Here is an 11,884-nt window from a genome sequence, read left to right on the forward strand (position 1 = left end):
TCAACTCCCTCGCCGACTACCTCACCAAAATCAACCCACCAACCATCAACACCTGACAGCTATTTAGACTCGCTATTTCCGGCGCAGGACACTAGGTCGTCGGCGCCCAAGTTGGCCGGATCGCGGCATCTGGTCGCCGCCAACTCGCGCGGGCGGGATTTCGGACATGCCGACGATCCCTTCCGGGGCGGTATGCGGGGGTACGGAGTGGGCCGAATCAGGCCCGGTGTGTCGAGAGTAGGGCGCGAGGCCCGCCGTATCGAGTGCCGCTGACAGAACCCGCCAAGGTCGCATCCCCGCAGTTCGCACGCAGGGTGTAGCGATCTGTTCTGATCGAGTGTCCTCTCGTTTCCTTGAGTGTCCTTTGGTGTCCGTTGGTGAGATTGAAACTCGGGACTGAGATGGCTGGTTCCGTTCGCCTGACGGGAGTCTGGCACGGCGGCCGCCCGAGCCGAAGCGGCCCGGTTCCGTCTCAGCCAGGCAGGTACTGGTGAGTTCCGGTGAGAACGGGTGAGCCTCGCCGAGGTATCCCGAGGAACTCCGAGGAATCCGGAAAGCGAGGACGGCCGGATATGAGCGCCCTGGCGACCCAACTCGCCCGCGGGGACGTCTCCCTCCGGGAGTGTCCTGCCCGGTGCTCAGCCAGTCTGGCGCCTGTACCCGCAGCTTCCCCGGGGGGACAACGCGGGGAAATCGGGACGACCCCTGGGAGACCCGTCCGCGGGGAGTCGGCGGTCAGCTGGCCGCCGCAGCCGGCCCTGCCCCGAACCGCGGGACATCGTCCGCGGTCACGTCCAGGCGCAGCCGCTTGAAGCGGAGCGGGTGACGGAAAACGCCCCGGTCAACGGCCCGATCGGCACTGAACTCCGTCACCAGCTCCGGGCGGACCAGCACCACGTCCAGGACGTCACGGCTCCCCCACGCCGCCGTGAACCGCACCCCCTCGAAGGGGTGGCCGGGGCCGGCCTCGGCGAGGTGCTCGCCAACCTGTCGGGACACGTCCGGGCGCAGCGGGACCGTCCGGCCCACCGCGCGCAGCCGGCCCACCTCGTCGTAGCGGCCCAGGACGAGGAGGCCCGGGCGGGTCAGGGTGCCCGTGATCGCGCCGATGATCGCTTCGGTGGTGTCCCTGCGGCGGACCTTGGTCCACCCTCGATATCCGGGCAGGTAACGGCTGGTCATAACGCGGCCTTCCCGAAGGGCCCGAGCTGTTCTGCCTCGACGCCCTCTACGGACTGCTGGCGACCGGGCTGCGGGCGCGCGCCTTCCCCGAGCCGCAGACCAGGGTCCGAAACACTGCGGGGGAGCTGCCGTTGTTCCGCAACCGGGCGCACGTGCCTGTGCGTTCGCGCCCCTTCCTGCTGGGGAGCCGGTACGAGGTGACCGGGGTGACGGTGGTGCCGTCCGATGTGGAGGCGGACAACCACACCGGCCGTGACACACTGTTCAACCGTGCGGTGGGCATCCGCGTCATGCGGCCGAACGAGGCCACCGACACCGCCAAACGGCAGGCGTTCACCACCCGGCTACGCTCCCGGGCCCCGCTCAGCCACCCGGCGCTGGCCGTCGTACTCGACCACGGCAACGTGATGCGGGACGGGGTGAGCTGCCCGTACGTCGTCACCGAAGGCTTCGCCGGCGGCACCACCCTCGCCGACTGGCTCGGCCGCCCGCCGGACGTCCCGCGCGCGCTGCGCGCGGCCGCCGAGATCCTGGATGCCCTCGACCACGCCCACCGGCACGGGGTGACCGGCTGGTACCTCGACCCCGCGCGGGTACACGTCACCAGCACCGGCCACGTCAAGCTCGTCGACAGTCAGGGAGCCCTGGTGGCGGCCCTTCCGCACACCGACCTGACCGCCGTGGGCGACATGCTGGACCGGCTGCTGAGCAGCGGCCTCGGTGGCTGGGGCCGGCTTTACCCCCTTCCGGACGTCTCGGATGCGCTCGCGAGGTTCGTCCAGCGCGCCCGCCTGATGGGCTACCAGCAGGCGGGCGAGATGCGGGCGGCGCTGGAGGAGCTGCGCCGGCACAAGGCGTCCCCGGAGTCGGAGCGGTCCGCACCGGACCCGTTCATCGTGCCGCCACGGCCGGTCGAGCCGCCGTGGTATCCGCAGTATGCGCTGACCACGCGGTTCGCGGCCGGATCGCACAGGGGCATGATCCGCGAGGGCAACGAGGACTCCGGATACGCTGGTCCCCGTCTCCTCGCCATCGCCGACGGCATGGGCGGCCAGGCCGCCGGCGAGGTCGCCAGCTCCGAGGTGATCTCCACCCTCGTTCAGTTCGACGACGACGTACCCGGCTCCGACATCCTCACCACACTCGCCACGGCCGCGCAGCGCGCCAACGACCAGCTGCGCGTGATAGTCGAGGAGGACCCGCAGCTGGCGGGCATGGGCACCACCCTCACCGCTCTGCTGTGGAGCGGCCACCGGCTCGGCGTGGTCCACGTCGGCGACAGCCGCGCGTACCTGCTGCGCGACGGCGTCCTCACGCAGATCACACAGGACCACACCCTCGTGCAGCGCCTCGTCGACGACGGCCGCATCACCGAGGAGGAGGCGACCACCCACCCGGAGCGGGGCGTGCTGTTGCGCGCGCTGGACGGTGGCGAGCACGCCGAACCCGATGATCTCTCGATCCGTGAGGTCCGGGCCGGCGACCGCTACCTGATCTGCTCCGACGGTCTCTCCGGCGTCGTCTCCCACCGGACCCTGGAGGACGTGCTGGTCGCCTATCAGCCGCCGCACCACACCGTGCAGGAGCTGATCCAGCTTGCCCTGCGGGGCGGCGGCCCCGGGCAACATCACCTGCATCGTCGTGGACGTCCTGGTCGGCGACGACACCGTGTACGCGCAGGTCAACGACATCCCGGTCGTCGTCGGCGCCGTCGCCGAGAACCAGCAGCACCTTCTGTGACCCCGCCGGAACCGACCCGCCGCTACATCATTTGGCGAAACCGCCACGCGGACGACAAACGGCTACGCGCCGTCGTCGACAGGGCAAACGTTGCTTGATCCGGCACTAGCTACGGCCGCCTGCTCCCCCGGGGCCGCCGCATTGCCTGATCACGGCCTCGGTACTGGTGGGCTCTCGTATTCAACTGTCGCCAGTTCTCCGTGGAACCCAGCCTGCCGGTGACCGTGTGTGATCTCCAGGGGCGTATCGGCTCCAGGTTCCGCCGGTCTCGTTGAGCAGGCGGGTGGTGGTCTTGTTGTGGTAGCCGAGAGCGTCCGCGACGACGGGAGCGGGCATCTCAAGGAGTTGTTGTCGGATGGCGGCGCCGCGGGCGGCGGCCACAGGGACGCCGATCTCGTTGAGGAGTGCGGACAGGTGGTCGGGACGGAAGGGCTGCCCCGCCCGGCGTCCGGGGAACAGCCGGCCGACCGCCTGCTCCGCGAACTCCACGACCGCGGCGTCGGGGCGGACGGGTCAGGAGACGCGCTTGAGCGTCCAGGCGTTGTTGTTGAAGCTGGGGACCGAGGAGGAGACACAGCTGCCGCTGTAGTACGAGGCGGTCTGGACCCAGCCGAAGGGCTGGTAGGTGGAATTGCAGGCCTGGACCACGGTGCCGACGGGCAGCCCGGTGAGCTGCTTTATCTGCTTGATGTTCGGGCTGAAGCTCTGCGTGCCGCAGCTGCTGCTGTACCCCCAGCTGACGTCGACGAAGCCGCTCGGGGTGAGGACGCTCGAACAGGAGGTGGTCACGTCGCCGGGGGCGGCGTGCGCGGGCGCGGCGGTCAGGGCGAACAGCGCCGCGGTGCCGGTGAGGGCCATGCACAGGGTGCGAAAGCGAGTCATGGGTGATGGCTCCTTGAGATCGTGGACGGCCGGTGGGCCGCGAAGCCAGTACTACGGGTCGCCGACCGGTTTCAGATAGACGTTTTCAGGCCCAATGATCAACATGTAATCCGCCGGGGACGGGTGGCGGCGGATCACCCGTGTGCCCGGCATGGGTTGTGAGCGTTCGGCCCGGTTCGTGATCTCCTGGTGCGTATCGGCTCCATGTCCCGCCGGTCTCGTTGCGGAGCCGGCTGGTGGTCTTGTCGTGGTAGCCGAGAGCGTCCGCGACGACGGGTGCAGGAAGTTCGAGGAGTTGCTGCCGGATCGCGGCGCCGCGGGCTGCCGCGGTCGGGACCCCGACTTCGTTCAAGAGCGCGGACAGGTGGTCGGGGCGGGTCGGCTGCCCCGCCCGGCGGCCCGGGAAAAGCCAGCGGGACGCGGGGTTGGTAGCGGTGTTCATGTTGTCGCGGTTCGCGATGTGCTCCAGCAGCAGGGCGGCGACCGGATCAGGGACGGGCGAGGCCGGCTCACCGAGCCGCAGCAGCAGCACGGTGTCGCCGTCGCGGATGACGTCGTCAACACCGAGCCGGACGATGCGGCTCGCGGGCTGCGCGTAGAGGAGCACGATGACTCCGGCGACACGGAGTCGCATCGGTATCTCGGTATCGGTCAGCAGCCGGCCAAGGGTATCGAGGCGCTCGTCTTCGCTCAGTGCGGCCCGGCGGGAGACCTTCATCTTGGGGATGGACAGGGAGCGTCGGCAGCGTCGGCTCTGCATGGCCCAGTTGAGGAAGGCTCTCAGGCAGGTGCGGGCGTGTTCGGTGTTCTCGGCGAACCAGGCGTCGACGTCGATCTGGCCGCATGACGCGAGGGTGCTGTTTCGCTCGCCGAGCCATTGCAGGAACGCGGTCGCGTGCTTGACCTGTTCGGCGGCGAACCGGCGGATGCTGGGTGTGATGTGGCTCCTCTCGGCGCGGGTCCGCAGCCGAGGCGTTCGCGGAGTACGGGCGGATCGGCAAGACCCTGCACCTGCTGCGGGTGGTCGACCCGGTCGACGACACCTACCGCCGGCAGATGAACCGGCAGCTCACCGTGCAGGAGTCCCGCCACAAGCTCGCCCGCGACATCTGCCATGGCAAGCGCGGGCAGATCATGCAGGCGTACCGCGAGGGCCAGGAGGACCAGCTCGGCGCGCTCGGCCTGGTCCTGAACGCGGCCGTGCTGTGGACGACCCGCTACCTGGACGCCGCCGTCACCCAGCTGCGGGCGCTGCCGCCCGAGGAGCGTGAGCACGACATTCGGGACGAGGACGTCGCCCGGCTCTCCCCGCTTAAGCACGCCAACCTCAACGTGCTGGGTCGCTACAGCATCCGCGCTTCGGTCCCGGCCGACGGTGGACTGCGTCCGCTGCGCGACCCCGTCGCGGCCGGTTCCGACGACGAGGACGAGAGCTGATCCGCACCGCCGCCTGAGCCGCAGAGCGGACGCGGCGACAGGGCGGGTTTTCAGGTCTCTGGTCTGCTTGTCCGGTTGATGGGTGTGTTGCCGGTTCGGCGCCACGGCTTCTCGTACCTGCCGCCGCATGTCCGGCATTGGGCTCGGAAGAGTGCGGCGGCGGGGCCCATCTGATCGCTGGGTTCGGCGGGGTATTCGGCGTTCTGGATTCGGGCGACGAGCTGCGGGGCGGTGCAGGTGCACGCGTGGGCGCGGGCGCTGGGAATGCGCGGGCGGGAGCGAGCATGGGCAGGGGCGTCGACGAAGTCGGTGCGGTAGCCATCGATCGGCTTGTGCTTGGCGCGCTTCGTGGCCTTCTCGAAGCGGCGCTGGCTGGTCTGGCTGGAGAAGATCAGGAGGAGGCCGGCCAGGAGGCGGAAGGCGTGGCCGCGGACCCGCCCGGGGTCGGGGTCGAAGACGGCGGCGGTGACGCCGTTGTCGTCGACGAGGGGTACGCCGCCGGCGTACCGGGGATCGCCGGTGCTGAAGCCCACGGTCGCGGTGATGCCGTGCTCGTCGGCGAGTTTCGCCAGGGCCAGGTCGATGCCGGGGCGGAAGCGGATGGCGACCTCCCTCAGTCTCCCGGTCTGGGCGGCGCGGGCGGCCTGCTCGGCCGCGGTCGCCTCGGCCAGGGCTTTTGCACGGGAGATGGCGTTCTTGGCGCGGATCTCGTCCCGCTTCTTCTCCTGGCTGCCCGCAGGGCGGCCATGCGGGTCTCGCACTCGCGCTGTCGGCGTTCTTCGTCAACGAGGTGGGTGTCCTCGGCGGTGATGTACTGCGGGGCCGTCCACACCGTGGCGGGGGAGCGCTGCGGGTACCGCAGCGAGGTCCGTGGGGCGTGCGTGACGATGCGGCTGGCGAACGCCCAGGTGAGGAACTGGGTGAGTGACGCCGGAACGGGGCTCCAGCCGCGGCCAGTGAACTTCACCAGGCCCTCGGCGACGGTGAGGTGCTTGGCGCCGTCCGGCCGTTCCAGGCGTACGGAGGGGACGTTGCCGAGCCAGGGCGGGCGGGGACGGTCGCTGAACCAACACGAGGTGACGCCGTCCTCGCCCATCCGCTCGGTGCGGGCGGTGATGTCCGCCGCCGTGATCGGGGACATCTGAGCTTCCAGCGCCATGCGCCACGTCCCGGCCGGGTCGGTCGCCAGCACGTCCGCGCGCCAGGAACCGTCCGGCGCACGGACCTCCAGCTCGGCGTGGGCGCCCGCGTCCCGGGCCGCACTGGCGAGTTCGAGCTTGAGCAGGTGGTGGGCCTCGGACTCGCCCTGGCGGGCGATCTCGCAGTCCGGGGCGTGCGGGGCATGGGCGAAGAACTTGAGCCCGCTGTAGGAGGTCTTCGCGTACATCGGGTGCCGGCACTCCGCGCAGGTGATCGGCGCGGGCGGGCGGACCTTCCACACCGCCTCCCACGCCTGTCCGCACCCCAGATCGGGCAGGTGTGCGAAGACGGTCCCCCACTCGGCGTGCACGGCCCGGAACGCCATCAGCCCCCCTCTGAACGACAATCAGCTCAGAGTGTTGCGGCGGCCACCGACAGTCGACACCGCCGAATTCGGACGGACGGCCGGAAGTCGACCGCCGCTTCCCCGCGCGTGAGCGGAGGCCACGGCCGCACGCGGCGTCACTGTCAGAAACGACCCTTTCTCGGGGCAACACCGGCGGCGACGGGGGCGACGGTCACCGCTCTGCTGGACATGTACCGGCCTTCCTCCTCGAAGGCCGAAGAGGCGGCCTGAGTCCTAGCCCAGGGGGCGGCGGCGCCGGTCGGGCCGGGCTCCAGATTCAGGGTGTGGTGGTCCGACTTTCAGCGCACAGGAGTGAACCAGCCGCCGACCGCCACCACCGCCTGCACGGTCCCGCTACGAAGATCCCGACTTTTTGGATCTTCGAAAGGGACGCTCGTGCGGATTCTCGCCGCCCTCGCCACCACCACGGTCCTGAGGGCCCCGCCCGCAAGGTAGCGGCACTTCGTTTCAGGGCGCGGATCTTGCGGTCTGTGTGCGTCACGGTGGTGAGGTCGCGGTCGCCGAACTGCGCCCCGATCTTGGTCAGGGTGAGGTCGGCAACTTCCCGGCACAGATGCAGGGTGATCTGCCGCGTGGTGGCCAATACGCGGCTGTGCGAGCGGCCTTGATGTCAGAGGGACACAGCCGTCCAAGCGCGCGGACAGGATGTCCACGCTCGTGGACGACTCGCTACAGTGGGCCCTGCGGCATTGTGCACGCATGCACATTGATCATGCTTCTGAGCATTGTCAGTGGTGCACGCCAGACTGATGTCACGCAATACGGCGGCCTCTGCCACGTGTGCAAGTGGGACAGAGACCGCCGCGGGATGCACCCGCACCTCGCGCCTCTTGGTGGTAGGACACCAGGGGGCGCGTCGCGTTTTACAGGCGGCTGACCAACATCTCGTACAGCCACACCACGACCTGGACGAACCAGTGCGCGGCCTCGTCAGCGAGACCAGCCAGCAAGGCCTGGACTACGCCGGCGAGCAGTACATCGCGAGCGGTGCTGCGGCTCTCACCCCGGACAGACGGCGGGCCATCGTCCTCCGAACCGTCGGACATCGGCTTGTCGCTACCGGGCATGCGAGCCCCCCAATCAGGACCGCCGAACCTCAACTGGAAGGCCGGGGCGACGGTCCGTCAAAACCCGGCCATCCAGAAGCTGCACAAGCACCCGGATGGGTTCGCACCAGAGTATCGGCACTCGCCGACAAACCCTGGACACGGACGGGAAAGTGGTGCCCTACGCGATTGCTCGGTCGCTACGGGTAAACAACGAAAGCATCCTTGGGCTCCTCCGGGCGCCGTGATCAGGGGTTCTCGTGGACGTCGGAGCATTGCCTGGTGGTGGCATGTCGATGTCGGCAATGGGGCCCGCATCTCGTTGGATCCCCGACACTCAATTTTCAGAACGAACCGGGGCTGGCCCGCAACAGCACGGCAGGGTGTGGTCGGGCACCTCGTCGTCGCAGGCAGGACGCTTAAGCCCCGGTTCACCTTGCGAAAGATGATCACCAGGCGCGCGGCGCAGCGGGGCCTCTCGCCTGGAGTCCGTTGGTGTGGATCCGCAGGTACTCCTGGCGTGGTGAGCGCTACCGGCACGGCGTCCCGTACCTCGGACGAGCGCACAGCCCGGGTATCGTCCACCACGGCCCGCATGCCAAGGTCCGCTGGCCTTCAACGCCAACGACTTCGACGAGTCGCACATCGGCCTTCGCCTGGGCAGGAGGTCGGCCCTGGGACGACAACTCGTCGAACTAAAGAAGAGGCGACGCGACTACGGTTCCGCCCGGGGCTGGCGGTTCGCCAGCCCCGGCGCCGAGGTAGACGGACGCGTTGCCCTCAGCCCTTCCGGTTGCCCGGGTGATCCTTCTTGCGGTGGTTGGCGATGCTGGCGGGGCCACCGCTGTAGCCGCTGTGGAAGCGAGGGCCAGAGGCTCGGCATCTCGTAGCACCTGGCTGGCCAGGGGCATCCCTGGGCGGGGCCCGGCTAGGTAGCCCTGGCCGGCACGGTGTGGGCCTCCGCCCAGTTGCTCCACGCCCACGGCTACGGCTCGCACCACTCAGTCCGCCACTCCGCCGTCACCGACCCGAATTGCTCGTGGGAGAAGTGCGCCGACTGCGACGTCCCCCGGAAGGGTGCGACCTGCCGTCCGGACGGCACCCCCCGGTGGCGTCTGCCCTGGGACGAAGCAAGGCTGGGGGCAGCATCCTCCCCGAAAGGGGGTTCGCTTAGCCGGACGGTTTGGCGCCGTTGGAGGACATCGCATGCCCGACCAGAAGAGTACGGGGCTCTGCGCGAGCCTTCGCCGTGCCCGCGACCGGGCGTTTCAGCACGTCTGCTCCAGCACGACCAGCACAGATGCCTCGGCCTTGCCCTGCACCCGGGGCGAGTCACAGTGCGTACCGAAGATCGAGTACCGGATCGCACTGGTGATGAACGGCGGTGTCAGTCTCGCCGTGTGGATGGGCGGCGTCACCCACGAACTCGACCTGCTCCGGCGGGCATCCCGCGGAGATCACTCCGACACCGTCCCGGAGGAGGAGCGCGAGGTCTTCAGGCTGTGGCAAGAGGTGGCGAAGGAGGCCGGGGTCGAGGTGAAGATCGACATTGTCTCCGGCACGTCTGCCGGCGGTCTCAACGGCCTGCTCCTGGCCACCGGCATCGCCCGGGGATCGCAGTCGCTAAGGCTTCGCGACTTGTGGCGTGATGTCGCCTCGCTGGACGAGTTGAGCCGCAAGCGCCGTCCGCGCCGGAAGGCGCTGCTGGACGGGGACTGGTTCAAGGGCCAGGTGAAGAAGGTTCTCGATGGCATGCTGCGAGGACCGGAAAGTCAGGAGCGCGTCACCCTCTTCGTCACCGCCACCGCCCTGGACGGCCGTCACCGGGACTACGAGGACGACGCCGGCAGCGCCTTCAGCGTGCGGGACCACCGCCGCATGTACCGGTTCCGCAATGAACCCGAGGCCTTCCGCTATGTGGACAAGGGGGCCAGGTGGGAGCTCGAAAACCGGGCCATCAGGGAGTTCGCCGAAGCCCATAACGACGCCCTGGTCACAGCGGCGCGCGCCACGGCCAGCTATCCGGTGGCGTTCCAGCCGGTCAGCGAACATCCGCTCCTCGCCTACCGGGTCCACCCGGACAAGGAGCTGGACATGCCCGCGAGTTGCGTGATGGACGGCGGTGTTCTCAACAACGCTCCCTTCACCCCCGTTCTGGATGAGATCACCGAACGGCGTGGCGGCCCGGCCGAGCGTGTCGTCATGTTCGTTGCTCCATCCGGGGGAGTGCTGGCCGACGAGGCGGTCAAGGACCGCCGGTGCGACGACGTCGGCATGGGGACGGCTGCTTGGAGCGCGTTGAACTACCCGCAGGAGGTCGACTTCCGCTCCGGAATCGAGGACGTGCAGTTCCGCCTGGAGATCAGCGGGCCGAGATCGCGGGACGAACTGCTCTGCCGGCTCTTGGAGTATGGACACGATGAGCAGCACCGCATGCAGCTGGCGGCACGGGCGCTGTACGCCGAGTACCGAAGGAGCCGGCTCCTAGCCGTGCGGAAGCGGCTGGCTGTCACCAATGCGCGGGTGACCGCACTCAAGGCCGCGGACGAGCCTCCGGAAGAGATCCTGAGGGAGGTCCTCGCGCGGGAAGACCTGATGTGGCTTCCGCCCACCACGGTGCGGAGCCTCATCGCGCCCCGCCTGGGAGAGTGGCGTTGGGGGATCACCCCAGCGGAACGTCTGCTGCAGAACCTTCTTGCCCTGCTTCATCAGCTGCTCCGTAACGCCCGGGAGGCCCAGGACAGCGCGAGGGCACGACGGATTTCCGATGCGATCCCGTTCGTCAACGACAGTCTCGTCAAGGTCCTGGCCATCAACAAGGTTGTCCGTAAGAGGACGCATTGGGACGAGTGCCCTCCCGGTCTCTGCGAGGAGGCGATCAAGGTCAATAAGGTCTTCACCGACCTCTCAGTCCCCTCGGAGGTCGGCCGCCTGGTGGGTGCCGCCGCGCGCTGCTTCCTGTCCGCGGCCCGCGGTAGCGACAATCTGAAGCACTGGGAGACCCCGGAGCACGTCGTTGCCGCCATGCTGCTGGTGGAGGTCCTCACGCAGAGCTTCGCCCCGCCCGCGCGCGCCATGAAAAAACTCACCCCCGAGTTCCGGTTCCTGCGGCTCGGCCCAGATCACATGGGACCGCTGTTCAATGAGGACTGGTCTGTGGACCTGGGCCCCAGGAAGCTGTACGGACTGCGCTGTTACCATTTCGCCGCGTTCTTGAGCAAGGACTGGCGTCGTCACGACTTCGCGTGGGGGCGCCTCGACGCCGCCCATCACCTGCTGTCTCTCCTGTCAGGGCAACTGGACGGCGGGGAGACGGAACGCAGCCTCCACGCGGCGATCCTCCAGGCGGAGGATTTGCCCGGGGAGGGCGACGACCCCATCGAGCGCATGAGAACTCGTCTGAAACAACTCAGGAACATGACGGACGACGAGGTACTGGCACACGACCTGACTGCGAAGTCACGGCGGAATATGCTGCTCCCGCTGGGACGTTGGCGGTGGCTTGCCCGGCCCTTGGCCTGGGGATATCAGTGGCATCTGAAGTGGCGGAGCCGCCGACGGTCGAGGCGGGCCCGTCCGCGGACGGAAACGCTCGCGACCTTCGTCGTCCTGGCCGTGTACATCATCGTGTCGCTCGCGATCATTGGTTTGGTGTTCGGAGCCCGCTGGCTGATCGAGATTCTGTGAGGTGCACCCGGTATGCGCACCGGGAGGAGGAGGACCAATCGAAAGCCGATCGTGGCTGACGACCTCACCACCCGCCGAACGGGACCGCCGGGGCGGAACCGAACGGCTCCTCCGCCTCGCAGTGCCCCGCCTTGCGTACCCCCGCCAGGATTGCGAGGCGGAGCGCGCCCGGGAGGTCGCCCTCACGTTCACCCTGCGGGCAGCCCCGCAACTGGCCGCGCTGCTCAACCATGACACCGCACGGATCAACTAGTAGTACTTCGTTAAGTCAAGGCGGCTGCTCGGGTTCGACGTGTGGGTTTCTTTGCGGGAATCGGGCGTTGGCAGGTGCGGCAGATGCCGG

General features: G+C 68.7%; 7 protein-coding genes and 3 pseudogenes. 3 read left to right on the forward strand and 7 right to left on the reverse strand.

What is annotated here, in order from left to right; translation table 11 throughout:
• Nucleotides 1–735: 735 nt before the first annotated feature.
• Nucleotides 736–1,182 (reverse strand): hypothetical protein, encoded by a 447-nt coding sequence (locus ACFWTC_RS37340; protein WP_384030392.1) that lies wholly within the window; start codon nucleotides 1,180–1,182, stop codon nucleotides 736–738.
• Nucleotides 1,183–2,159: 977 nt separating this feature from the next.
• On the opposite strand from ACFWTC_RS37340, the pseudogene ACFWTC_RS37345 reads away from it, so the two are divergent.
• Nucleotides 2,160–2,916 (forward strand): annotated as a pseudogene (locus ACFWTC_RS37345) (PP2C family protein-serine/threonine phosphatase); the annotation flags it as partial.
• A gap of 186 nt (nucleotides 2,917–3,102) precedes the next feature.
• On the opposite strand, the gene ACFWTC_RS37350 reads toward ACFWTC_RS37345, so the two are convergent.
• The 3 genes from ACFWTC_RS37350 to ACFWTC_RS37360 form a co-directional block, all read right to left on the reverse strand.
• Nucleotides 3,103–3,411, reverse strand: coding sequence for a hypothetical protein (locus ACFWTC_RS37350; protein ID WP_257559831.1), 309 nt, complete (start codon nucleotides 3,409–3,411; stop codon nucleotides 3,103–3,105).
• Nucleotides 3,412–3,435: 24 nt separating this feature from the next.
• Entirely contained in the window at nucleotides 3,436–3,804 is a 369-nt protein-coding gene (locus tag ACFWTC_RS37355; RefSeq protein WP_257559891.1) for a hypothetical protein, read from the reverse strand.
• Between the two features lie 85 nt (nucleotides 3,805–3,889).
• Nucleotides 3,890–4,564, reverse strand: a complete 675-nt coding sequence (locus ACFWTC_RS37360) for a hypothetical protein (protein ID WP_384030394.1) — start codon at nucleotides 4,562–4,564, stop codon at nucleotides 3,890–3,892.
• Between the two features lie 212 nt (nucleotides 4,565–4,776).
• Between ACFWTC_RS37360 and ACFWTC_RS37365 the strand changes: the two are divergent.
• A pseudogene (locus tag ACFWTC_RS37365) lies at nucleotides 4,777–5,241 on the forward strand (Tn3 family transposase); the annotation flags it as partial.
• A 613-nt stretch (nucleotides 5,242–5,854) separates the two neighbouring features.
• On the opposite strand, the gene ACFWTC_RS37370 reads toward ACFWTC_RS37365, so the two are convergent.
• From ACFWTC_RS37370 to ACFWTC_RS37380, 3 genes and pseudogenes are all read right to left on the reverse strand, one after another.
• Nucleotides 5,855–6,787 (reverse strand): competence protein CoiA family protein, encoded by a 933-nt coding sequence (locus tag ACFWTC_RS37370; protein ID WP_384030396.1) that lies wholly within the window; start codon nucleotides 6,785–6,787, stop codon nucleotides 5,855–5,857.
• Between the two features lie 469 nt (nucleotides 6,788–7,256).
• Nucleotides 7,257–7,412, reverse strand: a pseudogene (locus tag ACFWTC_RS37375) (helix-turn-helix domain-containing protein); the annotation flags it as partial.
• 259 nt (nucleotides 7,413–7,671) lie between these two features.
• A complete protein-coding gene (locus ACFWTC_RS37380; protein WP_384030398.1) occupies nucleotides 7,672–7,875 on the reverse strand; it encodes a hypothetical protein in 204 nt (67 codons plus the stop codon).
• A gap of 1,185 nt (nucleotides 7,876–9,060) precedes the next feature.
• On the opposite strand from ACFWTC_RS37380, the gene ACFWTC_RS37385 reads away from it, so the two are divergent.
• Complete coding sequence (locus tag ACFWTC_RS37385) at nucleotides 9,061–11,541, forward strand: DUF3376 domain-containing protein (protein ID WP_384030400.1); 2,481 nt, start codon at nucleotides 9,061–9,063, stop codon at nucleotides 11,539–11,541.
• Nucleotides 11,542–11,884: the final 343 nt, after the last annotated feature.

Source organism: Streptomyces sp. NPDC058619, assembly GCF_042717785.1.
In the GTDB taxonomy this organism is placed as follows: domain Bacteria; phylum Actinomycetota; class Actinomycetes; order Streptomycetales; family Streptomycetaceae; genus Streptomyces.